Annotated in this window: 16 protein-coding genes and 1 pseudogene; 4 read left to right on the top strand and 13 right to left on the bottom strand. The window is 32.5% G+C overall.

What is annotated here, in order from left to right:
• Positions 1-560 precede the first annotated feature (560 nt).
• The 4 genes from P700755_RS15085 to dgt form a co-directional block, all read right to left on the bottom strand.
• Positions 561-1,022 (bottom strand): hypothetical protein, encoded by a 462-nt coding sequence (locus P700755_RS15085; RefSeq protein WP_015025501.1) that lies wholly within the window; start codon positions 1,020-1,022, stop codon positions 561-563.
• 257 nt (positions 1,023-1,279) lie between these two features.
• Positions 1,280-1,984, bottom strand: coding sequence for a GIY-YIG nuclease family protein (locus P700755_RS15090; RefSeq protein WP_015025503.1), 705 nt, complete (start codon positions 1,982-1,984; stop codon positions 1,280-1,282).
• 725 nt (positions 1,985-2,709) lie between these two features.
• Entirely contained in the window at positions 2,710-3,252 is a 543-nt protein-coding gene (locus P700755_RS15095; protein ID WP_015025504.1) for a hypothetical protein, read from the bottom strand.
• Positions 3,253-3,946: 694 nt separating this feature from the next.
• Positions 3,947-5,386 carry a dGTP triphosphohydrolase gene (dgt, locus tag P700755_RS15100; protein WP_015025505.1) on the bottom strand — a complete coding sequence of 480 codons (1,440 nt, stop codon included), beginning with the start codon at positions 5,384-5,386 and terminating at the stop codon, positions 3,947-3,949.
• Positions 5,387-5,841: 455 nt separating this feature from the next.
• Here dgt and P700755_RS21380 point away from each other — a divergent pair.
• A pseudogene (locus tag P700755_RS21380) lies at positions 5,842-6,048 on the top strand (IS110 family transposase); the annotation flags it as partial.
• An 80-nt stretch (positions 6,049-6,128) separates the two neighbouring features.
• The gene (locus tag P700755_RS15105; protein WP_015022720.1) at positions 6,129-7,163 is read left to right on the top strand and encodes an IS630 family transposase; all 1,035 of its coding nucleotides are present in this window, start codon (positions 6,129-6,131) and stop codon (positions 7,161-7,163) included.
• 2 nt (positions 7,164-7,165) lie between these two features.
• On the opposite strand, the gene P700755_RS15110 is transcribed toward P700755_RS15105, so the two are convergent.
• The 4 genes from P700755_RS15110 to P700755_RS15120 all read right to left on the bottom strand — a co-directional run bounded on the left by P700755_RS15110 (position 7,166) and on the right by P700755_RS15120 (position 9,828).
• Positions 7,166-7,678: a nucleotidyltransferase domain-containing protein gene (locus P700755_RS15110; protein WP_015025507.1), complete on the bottom strand. Its 513-nt coding sequence runs from the start codon at positions 7,676-7,678 to the stop codon at positions 7,166-7,168.
• Complete coding sequence (locus tag P700755_RS15115) at positions 7,671-8,531, bottom strand: hypothetical protein (RefSeq protein ID WP_041758427.1); 861 nt, start codon at positions 8,529-8,531, stop codon at positions 7,671-7,673. The genes P700755_RS15110 and P700755_RS15115 overlap by 8 nt, the downstream gene beginning before the upstream one ends.
• Before the next feature lie 46 nt (positions 8,532-8,577).
• Entirely contained in the window at positions 8,578-8,703 is a 126-nt protein-coding gene (locus P700755_RS21045) for a hypothetical protein (RefSeq protein WP_281013866.1), read from the bottom strand.
• 231 nt (positions 8,704-8,934) lie between these two features.
• Complete coding sequence (locus P700755_RS15120; protein ID WP_015025509.1) at positions 8,935-9,828, bottom strand: FRG domain-containing protein; 894 nt, start codon at positions 9,826-9,828, stop codon at positions 8,935-8,937.
• 654 nt (positions 9,829-10,482) lie between these two features.
• On the opposite strand from P700755_RS15120, the gene P700755_RS15125 reads away from it, so the two are divergent.
• A complete protein-coding gene (locus P700755_RS15125) occupies positions 10,483-12,546 on the top strand; it encodes a TonB-dependent receptor (protein ID WP_041758896.1) in 2,064 nt (687 codons plus the stop codon).
• Positions 12,547-12,554: 8 nt separating this feature from the next.
• Here P700755_RS15125 and P700755_RS15130 read toward each other — a convergent pair whose 3' ends face one another.
• From P700755_RS15130 to P700755_RS15150, 5 genes are read right to left on the bottom strand one after another with little or no spacing between them, the layout of a single operon-like run.
• Positions 12,555-13,835, bottom strand: a complete 1,281-nt coding sequence (locus P700755_RS15130; RefSeq protein WP_015025511.1) for an amidohydrolase — start codon at positions 13,833-13,835, stop codon at positions 12,555-12,557.
• An 11-nt stretch (positions 13,836-13,846) separates the two neighbouring features.
• Positions 13,847-14,380, bottom strand: coding sequence for a DsrE family protein (locus P700755_RS15135; protein WP_015025512.1), 534 nt, complete (start codon positions 14,378-14,380; stop codon positions 13,847-13,849).
• 3 nt (positions 14,381-14,383) lie between these two features.
• Complete coding sequence (gene coaD, locus P700755_RS15140) at positions 14,384-14,842, bottom strand: pantetheine-phosphate adenylyltransferase (protein ID WP_015025513.1); 459 nt, start codon at positions 14,840-14,842, stop codon at positions 14,384-14,386.
• 23 nt (positions 14,843-14,865) lie between these two features.
• Positions 14,866-15,855 (bottom strand): D-alanine--D-alanine ligase, encoded by a 990-nt coding sequence (locus tag P700755_RS15145; RefSeq protein WP_015025514.1) that lies wholly within the window; start codon positions 15,853-15,855, stop codon positions 14,866-14,868.
• A 39-nt stretch (positions 15,856-15,894) separates the two neighbouring features.
• The gene (locus tag P700755_RS15150; protein ID WP_015025515.1) at positions 15,895-16,584 is read right to left on the bottom strand and encodes an RluA family pseudouridine synthase; all 690 of its coding nucleotides are present in this window, start codon (positions 16,582-16,584) and stop codon (positions 15,895-15,897) included.
• A gap of 733 nt (positions 16,585-17,317) precedes the next feature.
• On the opposite strand from P700755_RS15150, the gene P700755_RS15155 reads away from it, so the two are divergent.
• A complete protein-coding gene (locus tag P700755_RS15155; RefSeq protein ID WP_015025517.1) occupies positions 17,318-19,177 on the top strand; it encodes a T9SS type A sorting domain-containing protein in 1,860 nt (619 codons plus the stop codon).
• Positions 19,178-19,215 lie beyond the last annotated feature (38 nt).

Below are 19,215 nucleotides of genomic sequence, written 5' to 3' on the forward strand. Positions count from 1 at the left end.
CTTTTCCGGTAAAAGTTATATCAACACCCTCCGAAATTCTTTTCTTGGTTTCATCGATGAATTTTTGTACAACTGCTATATTATCAACTGTTTATGTTAATTCTGTCATAGAACCTCAATTAACCCATTTAATTTTGAAACAAATATACAAAAATCATTCTGCATTCCCAACCATTGGGAATACAGAATGATTTTTTAATGTGGTTTATTTAAAAGGAAAGTATTTAGCTAATGGAAGTTATTTGGGTAATTGTGGTAAAATGTTAGCCCTAAAAATAGAAATATTAAAGATAATAATTCTTCGGCCACAATTTTTAGGGCATGCTAGGGCTGTTTTTTCACAAAGATTGGAAGACTATTAGGTTTGCAAAACTCATTGATCTCACCTTTAGTTATCAAGTTAGAAGTTCACTTTTACCATAATAGGTAGAAGGAAAACACAACAAAAAGACTTAGAGTATCACAAATGCAAATCTCTATGTCTAGACTACTAGTGTTTTAAAATTACTGGAGAAAAGAGTTGTTTTTTACCTCAGTTCTTTGTTTTGTGTAGTTTTTATTTATCTACTTTTTACATATTTAAACTTTTTGATCCTTGATGGAAGTTGATTGGTAATAGTCAATTTATTGGATGTTATTGTTGGTTCAATTCTAATCACTTTTGTTGTCTTGTCAATCATGACACTGTGAGTGCTTTTAAATTTAAACATATCAACATGAAGAAGTTTAAATTCATAATCCTTTTTTTCTAATTCAATGATGGCGTATTTACTTGCTCTAAGCTGTCCCATAGGTTTTTCGTCAATCCACATATTTAATCTCGGCGTATTGTCAATTTTGTGTAATCCATCCGCACCATTGTAAATAAGTATCCATCCGTTTCCTAATTTTTCAAGTTCAAGTTCAAGATTAGCTACATTATTCTTTTGATAATCATACTGAGTAGCAATCGGTCTTAATGCACAAGAGTTTAATGCAAATATTGCTAAAGCAATAAACAGTAGATTTGTAATTGTTTTCATTTTTTTTGAGTTTTTAATTTTTTTTTTTCAAATCTATCACTTTTATTATTCAAGTATTTTAATAAATTCATTAGTTTTTTATAGGTTGTTTTTAACTCGCTCATTCCTATTTTACACTACTTCATCATCTGTATTTATTGATAACCCGTTTGTAATTCAAAGTTAATATCTCAGGCACAGCGCAAATTACGTCCAACGTTCTGGCTATGCGCAGTGTCCCGAAGGGCATTGCGAATAGGTGTTGTTGTAGCCAGTTTTTATTCTTTTAAATACTCAATGTTTAAAGTGTTCTTTCTTTGTCCACGCAATATCATATTAACGTGAACATAGCTTTTTCCCAATTTTTCGGAACATAGTTTAGCTGAAGCATAAACTGCACCTGTCAATTTGTTCTTGACCTTTTTCGAAGAAGGATGGTCTTCTTGTGAAATTCCGAACATATAGTTCTTTTCTCCGAGTTTGGTCTGTCTTATTTTCTCCTTGGTCTCTTTGCTTTTTGGTTTTCCAACCATTGATAATGGACCCAATTTTAAAGACTGTTTTACCTTTCCTTTTACAGGTTTTCCAATTCGATTTCTTTGAGCTTTTCGCAGGGCTGCTAACTGCCGTTCATTCTGCCCCCTTGCCTTAGCTACATTGCTTTTGAGTGCTTTTGTTTCTGCACTCTCCTGAATACCTAGATTTGATTCCGCAACAATTCGAACATTGTATGCTGGCTTAAACTTGTCTATAAAAAATTGTTCACGTTGAATTAAGTCATTCCTATCTGCTACCTTTTCTAGGATATTAATTTCAAAGTTTTCTTCACCGTATTTGTTCCATGTTCGTTGTAAGTGGATATGCTTAGAAATATATCTTCTTAACATTGAAAGGTGCTGATTTGTCCTTTTCTGCAGATTGACAGCACTTCCAATATAACAGTCACCGTTTTCTATATTCAGTATTTGATATATTCCGTGCATTTTCTTCTGATTGGCTACAACTTGGGGATAACAAAACTTGTTGTGTTACCCCCATTTTAGTGTTAGTATAAACTTAGTAATTTTTTTCATCGTCCTAAAAGTCTTAACATAAAAAATAGGCTTTAATAAACGGTGAAATCTTGGAGGTAATTAATTTACCTCTTAAATCACAACAACAGAGTACCCTCTCTCTATTATAAATCCTTAAAGAATAACTTCCAAACATCTATTAAAATACTGTTTTATAGATACTAATAGGAAAATCACTAGTTGATTAATGATCTCTAATGGCTTACGAATCACCTCGGATTGGAAGACCAGTGGGTTTGCAAAAACCTTTTGGTTATAAAGTTGAAAGTTTTCGTTTTACCTAGATAGGTAGAAGGGAAACTAAATAAAAGACTCAAAAAATCACAAATGTGAATCTTTGAGTTTAGAATAATAGTATCTTAAAATTAAAGTAGAAAAGAGTTTTTTTTGCCTCAGTACTTTGTTGTGGTGCGTTTTACTTTTAATTTGTATTTTTAAGGCGTAAAAAAAAGTCCCCAAAATAATTCGGGGACTTATATTTAACAAGGAACTTTTCAGATTTTGTAAACCCTATCTTCCGACTGTTTAGGTCTAACTTACCCTGTTCCTCTTAATTTTTCTGTTACAAATATAATGCTCATATTTGTAATTAAAGGTTAGTAGTTATATTATTTACCTATAGTCGTATGCTATTACTATAGTTTTAGCTTATAAATTTCCTGTAGATTTTTGTTCACATTTCTTTTGAGTAATACTCTATTTTGAACAATACTAATTACATATTGACCATCAGCAATTTTAAAATCGTCAACTTCCATAGCAGTAATAACAGTTACTTCATATTTACTTGTGTCAAGAAAATGAATTTCAATTACAACATTTAGCGTTCCATTATCGTGGACATTTTTTAAAACAATCCTCTCTTTTGTTGGTTTTTTCCCTGATTCAAAAAAGTTAATGAATTTAAATTGTGGAAAACGAAGGTAGATATCTAATAAATACTTGAATGCGTTTATTATCAGTTTTTGAACATTTTCCTCACTAATTCCTTCTCTTTTTCCGTTATCATCTCCTTGTAAAAGTCGTTTTTCATAATGCTTATCAATCCACAATTCGACTTCGAATTCAGTATATTTATGCAGAAACTTGGCATTTTCAGAAGCGCAATTTGGTTCAAAATCTGCCTTAATTTCACTTCTAGCGTTTACATTTTTATTAATTCTCGGTCTAATTCCCATATTTTTCTCAAAAATTTAAATTAGTAACTTTAAATTTAATTTTGTAGCTATTTTGACTTAATTTTCGGTTTTAATTGTCTACAACCTACGGGTAACACAACAAGTTGTTTTACCCCATTTTATTGGTGGTTTAAACTTAGCGATTATTTTATCGTCTAAAAGTCTTAACATTAAAAACAGGTTTTAATAAAAGGTGGAATCTCGGAGGTAATTAATCGACCTTTCAAATCAAAATACTTGAGTACTCTCTATTCTAAATGCTTAAAGAATAACCTCCAAACACCTATTAAAATACTGTTTTATATCTACTAACAGGCAAATCAATAGCTGATTAATGGCTTTCAACGGCTTTACAATCACCTTGGATTGGAAGACCAACGGGTTTGGAAAACCTGTTGGTTTCAACGTTGGTTATGAAGTTGAAGGTTTCTTTTTTTTCCTAGATAGGTAGAAGAATTAACAATAAAAAGAAATCACCCTAAAAGGCAACTCCTAAAGATAACCAACTGAATAAAAAGGGATGCAAAGCACTCTAAAAACAACCTTCTCCTCTTGTAAGGTTCTTGCCAACTCGTCGAATTCCCCCTTATTGAAAAATATCGGATCAGTCAATAAATCATATAGTGGACTCCACTGATCCTGTTGAAGTGTTGACCTATCGGCACGCCATATACTTAGTTATTGTAAGTAGTTTTTATAGAGGTTTGAAAATTGTCTCAGGGTTTTCTGAAGTTAATCTACCATAGAATTGAATCGCATAATTGTTAGTCATTCCTGAAATAAAGTCACAAATGACTCTTTTCTTATCAACTTTATTTGATCTTAAATAAATTTGTTGATAGTCTTTAGGAAGCAATTGATTTCCGTTTTTTTTATTTATGGTTTTGAAAATGCGTTTAACTATTTCTTTCCCACGTAATTCCGCAATTTTTAATTTAGGAGATAAAATTTGTGATTCATAAGTCAAGGTTTTTAATACTTCGACCTCTATAAGTGTATCTTCATTTAGAAAAGCTTTTGATAAATATGGAGCTTCTTTATTTAATTTTAAATCAACCTGTCTTATGAATTTCCCAACTAACCTTGAGGACATTTGCGTTCTCAAGGCACCATTTGAGGCAATATTCATTGATGACTTGTATGCATTTCCTGCATAATAATATATTAAATCATCTTTATTTTCTTCTGTAATTTTGATTGTTTCAATCTCTTCTGTTGATTCTAAAATATGTCCGTAAATATCTATTAAAATCAAACTGATATCGTCCGGTTTTAAAGTTAAATTAGTTCTTTTGTTAACTGAATTTACTACTCTAACTAGAAGTTCTTCATCTGGATAAAGCAAATCTATTGGAGATAAAAATCCCGCTTTAAATGAATCTTCTAAATCATAATTAGAATATGCAATATCATCTGCTATATCCATAATAGAACATTCAATTGTCTTAAATCCTATAAAATCTCTGTCTCCTGCTATTTTTTCTTTTATTTCCTTAATTATATTCTCTTCGGATTTATAAAAACCTTTCACAGGTTTAGTTTTTTCACTTCTTGAATCATGGAACATTTTCCTTTCTTTTTTGGTAAAAGGAATAACTGTATCATATTTCAAAATCGATGCGATAGACCTATAAGTTAAGTTTAATCCAAACCTTAAATCATTTCCACTGTCATCAAACCCACTTGGAAATTCTTCGTTGTATAATTTTTTTTCAATTTTAGTTATAATTCTTAATGTCTGAGCATTTCCTTCAAATCCTCCATATTTCATCATACATTCATCTAAAGCTTCTTCTCCTTGATGTCCAAATGGTGGATGTCCTAAATCGTGTGTTAAAGCTGAGAATGAAACCAAATCTTCATCAATATTTAAATTATATTGATGATTTAATCTTTTCGTGATTGATTTTGCAATTTGTCCGACTTCTAAAGAATGTGTTAATCTATTTCTAAAAAAATCAGTTTCATTGTTAGGAAATAATTGTGTTTTACCTGTTAATCTTCTAAAACTTGGACTATGAAGAAGTCGAGCATAGTCTCTCCAAAAATCAGATCTATAATCTTCTTTTCCTAAATTAGATTCGTTTTCTTCTGCGAACCTTAGACAATCGCTTTTTGAATATAACTCTAACATTAAAAGTGTTACTTATTGTTTTGGGCTTAATCTTGTGCCGGATTTGGTGCTTTTAGTTGCGACATGAGCCCTCAACTTTACTGGAACATAAATTGTTTTGGATGTTACTCTATTAGATTGAGCAATTACTTTTCTTGTAACAGATTTTTCTGAATTTTTAGCCATTGGTAAATATAAACATTTTAATTTAAAATTTATTTAACCGTTTATTTTAAATAACTGAATACTATTATTTTTTAAAATTCATCAATAATTCTGCCATTTTAAAATAAATTGACAAAATTACTTTCAATGAAAGCCCTGAAAATAATGGCTTTAAAGGGATATTTTTCTAAACGGCGAAATCTTGTATATAATTAATCGAAATCTTAAATCACAATAGTAAAGTACACTCTATTATAAATACTAAAAAAAAACCTAGTAACACTTATAGAAATGTTGAGTTATAGCTGCTAATAGGCAACCAAAAACGACATAATATATTATTCGTGTGCAGTTTTAAGGTCTGTAGAGGACTCTAAGAGGTTACTGTTAACAAAGGCAAAAGTAAGAAGCTTGTCTCAATTGCAGTAGCCAATAAGCTACTCAAACCTAATTTTGCAATCGCAAAATTAGGTTTGATCTACGATGCTAGCTATCGAAGTACTCTATTGAAAAATTAATGAGTTTTTACTTGTTTTTACCATATTAACTTCGAATCAATAGTTCTTTATTTATAGTTAAATATTTCGTATATTTATAGATGGAAAAAATAGACTTAAGGAGTGTTTCTGATCAGGAAAGAGGTATAATTCGAAGGGATGCTGTAAAAATGATAAAACGTGGAGATAAAAAAAAAGACATAGCTCTGTTTTACGGTGTTCATGTAAATACTGTTAGAGATTGGTGGAAGCTTTACAATAAAGAAGGTCATAAATCTTTGTCATATCAAAAACGAGGAGTCAAATCAGAAGATCGAAAACTACTCAATAAAGATCAAGAAGCTGCAATCCAAAAAATGATTATTGATGTAATGCCCGATCAACTAAAGTTAGATTATGCTTTGTGGACTACAAGGGCAGTAAGGGATTTGATAGCAAGAGAGTTTAGTATTACAATCGGAAGAAGAGCTGTCGGTAATTATCTCAACGCTTGGGGATTCACGCCTCAAAAGCCAAAAAAGAGAGCTTATGAACAATGTTCCAAAAAAGTTCAAAAATGGTTAGACGAAGAATACCCAGCAATAAAAGGGAAGGCAAAACAAGAGAAGGCAACTATCCATTGGGGGGATGAAACGGGTGTAAAAAACAATAATCATCATGGACGTTCCTATGCTCCAAAAGGAAAAACTCCTGTTAAAAAACATATGTCGAAGCGGTTTTCAATCAACATGATTTCTACAGTTACAAATCAGGGTTTAATTCAGTTTATGATATATAAAGAAAATATGAACTCAGATGTATTTATTCAATTTTTAGAACAGCTCATCAAATCGCAAGAAACCAAAGTATTCTTAATCCTTGATAATTTACGAGTCCATCATAGTAAAGTTGTAAAGAAATGGGCGGAAGAAAATGGCGAAACCATAGAACTATTTTACCTGCCATCATACTCACCTGAGCGAAACCCAGATGAATATCTGAATTGCGATTTAAAGTATGGACTCTCGGATAAACCGGCACCAAAAACACAAGAAAAAATGAAAGAAAATTTAGAGAATCATATGAAAATGCTTCAAAATGATAGCGAAAGGGTAGCAAAATATTTTAAACATGAGAGCATCAAATATGCTGCCTAAAATTAAAGATCTTTAAGTGCGAGGTTAATAGTACTTTGTTGTGCGTATTTTTTTATTTTTATTATTTCTTCAATTTGATTCTTTTTTTGATTTAGACCTAAATGATTACATAGTTCAAGTTCTGATAACAAAGATAAAACTGGGATTTCATAATTATCAAATTTTATGTATTCAATATTACTAAGATTTGGTGTTTCAACCCATTCTCCTTCAATTCTGTTTTTAACATCGCTCATAATATCAAAAGTAGTATTGTTAATTTGTAGTTGACCAAAATATGAATATATTCCATTAGATTCGGAATATTTAAATTCAGTATTAATGTTTTTATGAAATATTGAACTGATTAATTCAATACCTTTGTTATCTGTGATTATATCAATATCACTTGGATTAAAGTTGTGAATGTTTTCTAAATATAGTCTATAAGAACCTGTTAATGCCCAATCAATATTTATATTAATAATTTTATTTAAAAAGTATCTAAAAGCTTCCTCGTAAATATATTTATTCATTATCTATTCTATTGTTCCAAACAATGTTAAGTTTGTTTTTTATTATTTTATAAGCAAAATTAGGACAAGGAAGTGCATCGTTTAGGATACAATTATATTCTGTAAAAAAAGTAATTATATCATCCTCTTGAGGATTACTTTTTATTTTATTTAAATCTTCATCAATCCTTTTAAGTTCCTTTGATTTTTTATTGAATAATATATAATGGTCAATAATATTTAAGACATATAGGAAATTGATTAACAAAGCCAAGTACTCAGCTATGTTTATTGTTAAATCTTTATTTGTATTACTCTCTGATAAAATATAAAAACCATAAATACTTGAAGTACAAATGAGAATTAAAATTAGACCTATAACTCCAAGTATTATCTTAGAATAAAATCTCATAATTTCAGAAGTAAAGAAACTATTTTCTTGTACATTTTCAATTAACTTTCCGTATTTGTCTTCCCTACTTGAATAATAATCAGTATTTTCATTTTGTCTATTTTCTGCTTTATTAATAATTGTTGAAGGAATTTTCGAAAGTAAATATGATTTTTCACTACTATTTTTAGCATTAGGAAAAATCCTTTCTACCATATCCATTTTTCGAATACTTTCCCCAAGTGAATAGTATTTTTTTGAATGATATATTACAATCATACTTAAAATAATAATTACTAAAGAAAATGCAAAGAATAGCCATATGAATTCATTTGATTTGTCAGGTTTAAGTAAGATTATTAAAATATTAATAGTAAAAAGAAAACCTTGAACTCCATAAGACCAATACACTAACTCATTAGATTTTTTAAATAATTCTTGCATTGCTACGGAAAGACTGATATGCTGAGATTCCTCTGTCATAATGTTTTTAATATATATAAAACTCTCTTTTCTTCGAATGTTTAAATTACATACAACGTACGGATAACACAACACGTTGTGATATCCCCATTTTATCATTGAAACTAAATCCAATTTTACTTTTAATAGTTTGATTTATATTGGTTTCTGTAAACCATAAAAGTTTCTTCATTAGATGGATTTTCTAAAATTAGTTCCAGCGCCTAAGCTATAAGTAGTGCGTGAGAAGTGAGCCAATGTCCATTCCTACTAGCACCGAACCAAAGCATTTTGTTTGCGCTTATCTTCTCAGTTTTCAAATGCCAAATCTAACTGATTTGGCGACATCATAAGTATAGACAAAAATTGGGATTGAATACCAGACTCTACCCTCATTAACTATAATCGTTATTGGCAACAGTTTTTAAAAGTTGTATTTATTTTCTATGGATCTGCTTATTCCCGATAAATCAGGGTATACATCTCTTTCTGATACGCCTAACAATTCAAGTTCTTTTCTGATTTTTAGTTTTGAATTTTTATCGATTATAATCTTTGCCAAGTATTTGTGATTGTCTTTAAAGTCCAGTATTCCATTAACTTCATTTCCAAAAATAGTAAAACACGATTTTTGATTCCTCATTCGTTCATCTAAATGATATGGGTAAATGGCAAGAGGGTAAAATTCCTTTTCATAAGATTCATGATTATGTTCAAAATCTAAGTTTAAATACATTCGAAACAACTCATCAAGATTCAACTTCCCTTTTTCATCTATTAATTCTATTCTGGTTGCGCGCTGTGGGAAGTAAATACTGCCTGTTTGAACTATTCCATTTGACAATTGATTTAGTACTAATTTGTTATAATTATGTGGAGATAATAACCATACGACAGAATCATTTTCTACAAAGTGATTATCAGAAATTGAGAAGTATAATGCTATTAATGCACTTTCAGTCCAATCTAATAGCCTTGTTTGCATACCATAATGTTGCATAAGAAAGTACTTATTCCAATCATTATTGTTAATTCCATTTTTATTTAAAAACATTTCGGCTTCACGAAAAAAAGAAGATTTTAAACTACCTTCAATATTTAATACATCTTCAAATACAGTAGTTTTTGTCAATTTATTATTTAAGTGGCCTTCTCTTTGCCTGAATGCTTTTGGAACGAGTGGTGTCAAAAAATTATTATTTCCCTCTCCTCTAAACCAAATATTCTTAATTTCATTTGGAGTTGAAATATTTGCAATTTTTTCGTGCATTAAATCAATAAATTCTGAAACGGTTTTAACTGATTTTTCTTCATTCATTTGTGTATTTTATTGTGCTTAATTTGATTTATATGTCTAGTTACTAATTTAGTAAAAGAAAATGAACCAGAGAAAATTCCGAAGGAATTTAAAAGAAGGCAATAACCAAACAATTAATTATAAACGTCTTAAGTTTGATTTCTAATAAAAATACTTAGTTTTATTTATTAACCAGAAAGAAAAAAAGAGAGTTAAGGTTACTAAATACGATGTGGCTGCAGACTTCGGCAATCCCGAAGCCTCGAGAATAATCCCCTCTCTTTTTCACACAGATTTCGATCTCCCGATAGATTCTGTGTTATTAATCAAAATGTTCTGAGGATTTTCTTGGATATCTTTTGGCTTGAAACTTAACTAATAAAGTGACTCGACATTCTTGGTTTTAGAAATGGACTCTATACTTACCCGATTATTTTTTCTAATAAAGATTCGTAAAAGTCTATTACCCCTTGGTAAGTTGAAGTGGAGTCGCCACCAGACCTTTTATCAGCAAGGCTTTAATTTGATTCGGTTACCTTAGAGTTGAAAGGTTTGGAAGCACCACAGCCGAAAATAAGGAGAACGACACTAAAGAAAAGACCATATGTCAACATTAGTAATTTTTTAGAATATACTTTCATCTATATAATTACTTTTGAGGCTAAAAAAAAACACTTGAGATATCTTACCATCCTCCTATTTTTATATTCAGGAATAATTTTTTCACAAACCCAAAAAGACACTACCTCCCTAGAGGAAGTTAAATTGAAAACTTCGGTTGACATTGAGAGGGATTACCAACAAGACGCCAATGTGTCTTTGCTTAATCAAGACGAGTTATTACAGTCCAACCAAACGACAATCACTCCAATTCTTAATAAAATTCCTGGAGTGTATATGCAACAAGGAGGAATCAATACCACCAAAATCAATATCCGGGGTATAGGAGCAAGAGCCCAGTTTGAAACCAACAGGCTTAAGCTTTATTACAATAATATTCCCTTGAGCACCGCTAATGGAACCTCTATTTTGCACGATATAGACCTTACGACTATAGCTGAGGTGAAAGTGATTAAAGGACCACAAGCCACTGAATTTGGAGCAGGATTAGGTGGGGTTATTCAGCTAAAATCAGTCTTAAAAGAGGAGAATTATCTAGAGTCTGAATTTTTAGTGGGAAGCTTCGATCTTTTAAAACAAAACTATTCTATCAATCTTTCAGACGGAAATAAGAAAATTAACTTAACCTATAACAACTTGAGTGCTGGTGGATTCAGAGACAATAACAACTACCAGCGAGAGTCTTATTTTCTAAACTCTGAAGCCCAACTCAGTACGCATTCCAGACTTCAATTTGTGAGTCAAGTCATTCAATTAAAAGGGTTTATACCTAGTTCTTTGAGCAGGTCTAGTTTTGAGGAAGATCTCACTCAGGCTGCTTTTACGTGGGGACAGGCTCAAGGTTTTGAGTCTTATACACGTGGTATTTTTGGCGTTAACTTAACGACAGAATTAACTTCAAATATCACACAGAACACATCGGTTTTTACCAATTTTAGAGAGGCGTTTGAACCTAGGCCTTTTGATATTTTGGAAAATAATAATATTGGAATGGGGATTAGACATACCAGTGAGTTTGAGTTTAGTTTACTTGGTAATTCAGCTCAATTGACTCTTGGGGGTGAATTTTTGAGAGATGATTATAAAGTTTCAACTTTCGAAAATAGATACCGAGACAATAATGGTCAAGGTTATTTACAGGGAAATATAGTATCGGATTTAGATCAAAATAGGCAATACATTGAGGCCTTTTCAACCCTAAATGTTTTACTTTTTAGAAAATTAAACTTAAAATTAGGTCTGGCTACAAACAAAACAAGTTACGATATTGAAGATAAGCTCTCTAATTCTCAAAACTCTCAAACTGGAGAGTATAGCTACGATCAAGTATGGTTACCTAATGTAGTGACTACCTATTCACTAGCAGAAAATCAAAAAGTATCAGCATCTGTAAGTCGGGGGTTTTCTGTGCCAACGGTAGAACAGAGCTTAACGGAAGAGGGCGTTTTTAATACAGATCTAGAGCCAGAAACGGGGTGGAATTATGAAGTAGGCTACAAAGCCCGTTGGTTTGGTGATAAATTATATACCGAGGTCAATGCTTATTATATGGATGTTGAAAACTTACTGGTAGCCAGACGTGTGGCAGAAGATAGATTTGTGGGCATCAATGCAGGTTCAACCTCACATCCAGGGCTTGAGTTTTCCTTTAAGTCCAATCTAGATTATGGGTCTTGGCTTCAGCTTCAACCTTATGTGACAGGAAGCTTTAACTTCTACGAATTCAATGAATTTGAAGATCAGGGCGACTCTTTTTCTGGAAATGATCTCACAGGAGTTCCTTCACAACAATTCAGTTTTGGATTGGATGCTCAAATCAATAATCAACTCTATTTTTATTTTCAAACCAATGCTGTATCAGAAATCCCAGTAAATGATGCCAATACAGAATTCGCTGAGTCTTATGCTTTTTCTAATGTAAAATTAGAATACAAATTCCCTGTATTTGATAAAATTTCAGCAAGGATGAGTTTCGGAATCAACAATGCATTCAACGAAAAATATGCGTCAAGCATTGTCACCAATGCTGGAGCATTTGGGGGAAACGAGCCTAGATATTTTTATCCCGGCGAGCCTAGAAATTATTTCGGTAGCTTTTCACTCAACTATGCTTTCTAGAACCTGTTTTAATTTGTTATCAGGTAATCGATAGCAAGTTGAGACATGGTTTTTACGCCTAAAAGCATACCAGCATCATCCACTTCAAAATCTCGGGTGTGATGAGGATAAGGGGTTTGATTCCCTAGAGTCATGCCGCCTAGGAAAAAGTAAAATCCAGGAATTTCTTCTTGATAGAAAGAAAAATCCTCTCCACCTGTTCTAGCTTTTACAAGCTTTACATTATCATCACCAGCGATACCTTGAAGAGTAGGTAACATTTGCGCTGTCAATTCCAAATCGTTGAAGGTTACAGCCGTATTGTTTTGAAACTCTATCTCAGCATCTCCACCATACGCTTTGGCGATGGCAGGGACCATTTCAGTCATGCGTTTTATGACCATAGCTCTCATATCTGGATTTAATGTTCTCACAGTGCCTATCATTTCTGAAGTTTCTGGTATAACGTTAAATCGGGTTCCGGAAGTGATTTTACCAACGGTAATGACGGCAGGCTTGTCAACTAATTTGGCTTCACGACTTATGATGGTTTGTAAACCATCAATTATTTTTGCAGAGATTAAAATAGGATCTACGCCTGTCCATGGAGTAGATCCGTGAGTTCCTTTTCCTTTTACAAGAATGACAAAACGTTCTACAGCAGCCATACTTCCTCCTGGTTTATAGTTTATGGTTCCTACAGGAGTGGATGAATTAATATGAAGACCAAAAATGGCATCTACCTCGGGATTCTTTAAAACTCCTTCTTTTATCATCAGTTTAGCTCCTCCTTGTTCTCCTGGTGGTGGACCTTCTTCTGCAGGTTGAAAAATAAATTTTACACTCCCGTTTATCAGATGTTTATTTTTTGAGAGGACTTCAGCAACTCCCATTAAAATAGCGGTGTGCGTATCGTGTCCACACGCATGCATCACCCCGGTTTCAGTTCCTAAAAATGTGGTTATCACTTCGCTTTTATAAGGTAAGTCATTGCGTTCTGTGACTGGTAAAGCATCGATATCTGCTCTTAAAGCCACCACTTTTCCAAGTAGATCGCCCTTAAGAGTGGCAACAACACCTGTATGAGCCACTTCCGTTTGTACTTTCAATCCTAAACTTTTTAAATGTTCAGCAATTTTCTTAGCAGTTTCAAATTCTCTGTTAGACAATTCAGGATTCTTATGAAAATCATGCCTCCACGCGATGACTTGATCTTCAATAGATTCAATGTCTTTTAAAAGCTGCTTATCCATTTGTGAAAATAGATTTAGGGCACATAAAAGGAGTAAACTAGTAAGTAATATTTTCATAAGAGTTGATTTTAAAAATTAATAAGGGCGTACCCTTCATTTTGAAGTTGGATAAGTGCAGACATAGCTGATAAAGCAATTTTGACATCAGGGTGTAATCCCTTTTTAGAGATTGATCTGTGTTTTGAAGTTTGTCCGCATAGGATAATTTCAATATTATGTTCAGTGAGAGTACTTAATAAATCATAATTAGGATTTTGAAGGTTTTCCTGCTTGTGGTATTTGGAATATTCTTCATGAGTGAGCAAGTCAAAAATCGCGGAGCCATGAATCACTAAAGCCGCTTTAACTGAATTATTCTCTAATTCTTTTACTTGATGAAGCCTTAAATACCGTGCTACAGTTTCAAATTTGCGATTTCGATTTTCTTTAGAGTCCGAGATGCTGGCCACATCAAACACGGCTTTGAATTCTTGATTGAGATCGACTTTAAAATCTGGATTTTCAATGTCGTAAACAGGTCCATACGATTCAAGACTTAGATGAGTTTGGGATATCCCTAAAACAGATATTAAAAGCGTGCAGGTAAGTAGTATGAGTTTCATAAGTTAAGATTTGACGATAACAGAATCTGGGACAAAACCGGAATAATCGCCATTATTTCTAATGATATCTCTAACGATAGAAGACGAGATAAAGCTTTTTCCGCTTGAAGTGAGTAAGAATATAGTTTCAATTTTCTCGAGTTTCCTATTGGTGTGAGCAATGGCTTTTTCAAACTCAAAGTCAGCAGGATTTCTTAACCCCCGAAGGATAAAGTCGGCATTTATTTCTTTACAGTAGTTGACAGTCAGACCTTTATACGTGTCTACTTTAATTCTGGGTTCATCTTTAAATGTTTCTTCAATAAAAGTTCTGCGTTCTTCAAGTGTGAACATATATTTTTTTTCAGCGTTAACGCCAACAGCTAGTATAATTTCATCAAAAAGGGTTAGCCCTCTCGTGATGATATCGTAATGGCCTATAGTAATGGGATCGAAAGATCCTGGAAAAACGGCACGTTTCATAATTTGATTTTAGTGTAAATTAATTAAATTTCAAAATTTTCAATAGCAACTTCTACAGCATTGGTAAATAAGTCTTGAAGCGAAATTCCCGCTGCTTTAGCTTGTTGAGGCAGAATACTTGCTTCCGTTAGTCCAGGGCAAGCATTGCATTCCAAAAAGTGAGGTTCGTTATTATGAAAAATAAACTCGGATCTGGTAAGGCCTTTAAGTTTTAATAGTTTAAAAATCCTCACCGCTTGATCTTTTACGTCTTTAGTTTGAGAGTCACTTATAGTGGCGGGTGTGATCTCCTTAGATTTTCCTAAATATTTAGCTTCAAAGTCAAAGAATTCATTTTCAGAGATAATCTCTGTCACAGGAAGCGCTATTATGTTCCCTTTGATATTGATAACGCCAACACTAACTTCGGTTCCGTCTAGAAAAGACTCAATAATAACTTCATCATCTTCTTTAAAAGAGTGTTCTAAAGCCGTTAGGATATCATCCTTATGTTTCACTTTTGATATGCCATAGCTACTTCCTGCTCTATTAGCCTTCACAAAACAAGGTAAGCCAATATATTCTACTATTGCTGAGGGATTTATATCATCTCCCTTATTGATGTATATATTTTTTGCAGTTTTAATTCCATTAGCTCTAAGCACAGAAATACAATCGCGTTTATTAAAAGTAAGAGCTGCTTGGTAGTAGTCGCAAGCCGTTTGTGGAATTTCAAGCGTTTGTAAATATCCTTGAAAGAGACCATCTTCTCCTGGAGTCCCATGAATCGTATTAAAGACACAGTCGAAGTGAATCGGTTCTCCATTTATAACTACGGAAAAATTGGATTTATCGATAGGGATTTCTTCCCCTATATCTGTTTTTATGGTCCAGCCATTTTTTAAGATTTGAGCTCTGTACACCCTGTAATTTTCATTTTTTGTAAGCTGCTTATAAACGACTTCACCACTTTTCAGCGAAATTTCAGCTTCCTTAGAGTAGCCTCCCATCGCAACTGCAATGTTTTTCTTCATCGGATAAATTTTATTCAAATATAAGTGTTCAATAATGAATTAGACCTTGCAACTGTTCCATATGACGTCATCTGGTAATTTAGCTTCAAAACTGATATCCTCCTTGCGGACGGGATGCGTAATCGTCAATTTTTTGGAGTGAAGATGAATACTAGCATTTTTATTGCTCCTGTCAAATCCATACTTTAAATCTCCTTTTATCGGACAGCCTATAGCAGATAATTGACTTCTTATTTGATGGTGTCTTCCAGTTTCCAAAGTGATTTCCAACACGTGGTAATTATCTAAAGATTGAATTTTTTGATAGCTGAGAACAGCTTCTTTGGAATCTTCTACAGGTTTGATATGCGCATAGGATTTATTTTGCTTTGTATTGCGTTTGAGATAATGGACCAGCCTAGCTGACTCTGGTTTAGGTTTATTTTTGACTACAGCCCAATAGACTTTGTGTGTATCTCTATCGGCGAAAGCTTTATTTAACCTTGAAAGTGCTTTCGAGGTTTTTGAAAACACCACAACACCACTCGTTGGTCTATCCAACCGATGCACGACTCCTAAGTAGGCCTCTCCAGGTTTATTATACTTCTCTTTTAAATACAGTTTTACCACTTCACTTAAGGGCAGATCGCCAGTCTTGTCTCCTTGCACAATATCGCCAGGCCGTTTGTTGATGACGATAAGGTGATTATCTTCAAAAATAACTTGAAGGTTTTTAGGCGTTGAGTTCATGTATTAAAATATTTATCTGTTGATTAGTAAAGGATAATTTTAAATAGTATCTGAAATTTCTTAGATTAAATTTTTATTTTAAGGCTTTTAGTTTTACCGAAAAAAAATAATTGACTGCTTTTTCATTCTGAAAATCCTGTGTTTTATTTTTCAGTTTTTCTTGTAATTTTTTTTTTATAAACCACACGTTAGTTGAAATTAATGGGTAGCCGAAATTACAATTTTTGGCAGTAAATAAAAGGTGAAATCTATTTTTAAATAGGTGTGCTGCACTTATCTTTCTAATTAGTGTGATTGGTTTTAATCTTTTGAAATGATGGTTTTAAGTGATGTTGTTATTATACCAAATTAGACCTATAATAACGCAATAAATCGTTTTACCGATATGAATTCGGCACAGGCTTTTTTCGCCTGCTTTTCATCAAAAATAATTACCGTAGCTAAGGCTATGCTAGTTATTTTTGATTTCAATCAATCAAAAAACCTGTGCTGAACTACGTCGTAGTATAATTCAATTTATTCATACGGCATTATAAATATAATTTGGTATTAAGCTGTGACAGGTGTAGATTGTATTCATTTGGGAGTATAAGCTGCTAAGTTTTAAATAAAAAAAATGTTTGACAAGTCTTAATTTTTAAGAAAATTCATAGGATTTATGATTGTTTTAATAAAGTCTCTCTAGAACATTATAGCGTAAAGATCTAATTTTAAAAAACCATAAATTTTAATCATGAGATATTTTTATTTTATTTTTTTCCTTTTAGGAAGTTTTATCTCTTCGGCACAGGGCTTAACAGGAGAATTTACAGTTGGAGATTTGAACTCTGACTATGAAACTTTTACTCAAATGATAGTTGATCTTCAAACCGAAGGTGTTGGAGATGGAGGGGCCACTTTTACGATAGTTCCAGGTACTTATTCCGATATATTGATCTTAGAGTCAATTTCTGGGCTTTCTGAGACTTCACCTTTAATTATTACAGCAGAACCAGATTCTGTTTTTTTTGAAATTGTTGGAACTTCATCTTCAAGTGATGCTGCCTTTACGATTAATGCTTTAAGCTACATCACGTTTGAGAATTTAAACATTAGAGATGAAAGTGATACTGGCAATGAATTAGAAAGAGGGTTTAGCTTTGTAGGATCCTCATCCGAAGGTTGCTCCTTTAATGTAGTAAGAGATTGTTTTATTTTTTTAGGTGCAAATGGGGCAAGACCCTTAACTTCAACACGAGGAATTCGCTTTGTCTCTAATGCAAGTAGCCAAGAAGCTACTAATAATGATAACCTTATTGATAATGTTTTTATAGATAATTCTGGTAGTGGTATTCAAATTTTAGCCTCTGCAGACTTTTTCGGTAGAGTTGATTTTGAGGATACAAATAATCAAATTATAAATAGTTCATTTGGAAGTATTACAAGCTTAGGACACGACTTAAGTAGTGGTTCTTTTGGGATTAATGCTTTAGGAAATAAAGATATGTTAATTCAAAATAACGTTTTTGAAAGTATTACCAACTTAAATTCTTCTCCATCTTTACCAGTGAGCACAAGCGCTATAGTTATTGACTCAGGCTCAGGAGAAATCAGTCAGAATACAATAAACTATGTGGAATATGAAGGAACTATTGGCTCTACTTATGGAATGAAAGTGAGTACTATTTCTGGAGATTCAACTGTAATTGCCAATAATAAAATTTCTGGACTTGTGAGGAGTAATTTCACGGCTTCAACAACAGACCCTAGTTTATACTTATTTGGAGTTTGGATTTTTGAACAAGATGGTAACGTAGGTTTAACAAGGGTATTGCATAACACTATAGTATTGGAACGAGAAGAGGCCGTGAGCTATCCTTCTGCTGGGATACAGTTAAGAACCGGATCTTCTGGTCAACCTCCAGCAGAAGTGTTCAATAATATTATTACAAATTCTATTTCAACAGAAGATGAAGCGTATAGGTCTTATGCTATAGTAGACGGGAATAGTGATAGAGGCTTTTTGGTATCAGATCACAACCTTTTATTTGCTGACGGTGTGAATGGTTTTCTAGGTAGTATCGGTCGTCGATTGGGAGAGACTGAGCAATTCACAAATGACCTAGCAGAATTTATTATCTTTTCTGAAACCAATGAAAATAGCGTCAGCTTTTCTCCTGTATTTCAAGATATAGACTCAAATGATTTTAGTATTTCACCTGATGTAATTAATCCTTTAGACTATGTTGTCCCTAGATTAGAAGAAATCGACTTGGATGTATTGGGTAATCTTAGAGAGGATGTAGAGACTTATCTTGGTGCTTATGAAGGAACTGTTTTCTTAACAATTTCTAACATAAATTCAGGTGGTAACCTAACAGTTTACCCTAACCCAGCTTCTCGTTTTATTTCTTTAGAATTATCTGGATTATCTATAGATGAAAACACATCTATGAAAATATATAATATGAACGGTCAGTTAGTTTTTGACACTTTAATCAAAAGTGAAAATGACTTATTAAATATCGAAATCAATAGTCTAAGCTCAGGACTTTATATTTTAAGAGTAAACACCGAGTCAAAATTATTTACTAAAAGATTTGTAGTGGAGTAAGACTTTAAAAAAAATCCATAAAAAAGGCGCTATCAGTA

It is taken from the genome of Psychroflexus torquis ATCC 700755 (assembly GCF_000153485.2).
In the GTDB taxonomy this organism is placed as follows: Bacteria; Bacteroidota; Bacteroidia; order Flavobacteriales; family Flavobacteriaceae; genus Psychroflexus; species Psychroflexus torquis.

Excerpts from the sequence above, each read along its gene's own strand:
- P700755_RS15090 (WP_015025503.1), bottom strand. The coding sequence starts at position 1,984 with ATGCACGGAATATATCAAATACTGAATATAGAAAACGGTGACTGTTAT.
- P700755_RS15150 (WP_015025515.1), bottom strand. The coding sequence starts at position 16,584 with ATGAACTCAACGCCTAAAAACCTTCAAGTTATTTTTGAAGATAATCAC.
- P700755_RS21045 (WP_281013866.1), bottom strand. The coding sequence starts at position 8,703 with ATGAAGAAACTTTTATGGTTTACAGAAACCAATATAAATCAAACTATT.
- dgt (WP_015025505.1), bottom strand. The coding sequence starts at position 5,386 with ATGTTAGAGTTATATTCAAAAAGCGATTGTCTAAGGTTCGCAGAAGAA.
- P700755_RS15155 (WP_015025517.1), top strand. The coding sequence starts at position 17,318 with ATGAGATATTTTTATTTTATTTTTTTCCTTTTAGGAAGTTTTATCTCT.
- P700755_RS15095 (WP_015025504.1), bottom strand. The coding sequence starts at position 3,252 with ATGGGAATTAGACCGAGAATTAATAAAAATGTAAACGCTAGAAGTGAA.
- coaD (WP_015025513.1), bottom strand. The coding sequence starts at position 14,842 with ATGAAACGTGCCGTTTTTCCAGGATCTTTCGATCCCATTACTATAGGC.
- P700755_RS15110 (WP_015025507.1), bottom strand. The coding sequence starts at position 7,678 with ATGAATAAATATATTTACGAGGAAGCTTTTAGATACTTTTTAAATAAA.
- P700755_RS15105 (WP_015022720.1), top strand. The coding sequence starts at position 6,129 with ATGGAAAAAATAGACTTAAGGAGTGTTTCTGATCAGGAAAGAGGTATA.
- P700755_RS15145 (WP_015025514.1), bottom strand. The coding sequence starts at position 15,855 with ATGAAGAAAAACATTGCAGTTGCGATGGGAGGCTACTCTAAGGAAGCT.
- P700755_RS15130 (WP_015025511.1), bottom strand. The coding sequence starts at position 13,835 with ATGAAAATATTACTTACTAGTTTACTCCTTTTATGTGCCCTAAATCTA.
- P700755_RS15135 (WP_015025512.1), bottom strand. The coding sequence starts at position 14,380 with ATGAAACTCATACTACTTACCTGCACGCTTTTAATATCTGTTTTAGGG.
- P700755_RS15120 (WP_015025509.1), bottom strand. The coding sequence starts at position 9,828 with ATGAATGAAGAAAAATCAGTTAAAACCGTTTCAGAATTTATTGATTTA.
- P700755_RS15115 (WP_041758427.1), bottom strand. The coding sequence starts at position 8,531 with ATGACAGAGGAATCTCAGCATATCAGTCTTTCCGTAGCAATGCAAGAA.
- P700755_RS15085 (WP_015025501.1), bottom strand. The coding sequence starts at position 1,022 with ATGAAAACAATTACAAATCTACTGTTTATTGCTTTAGCAATATTTGCA.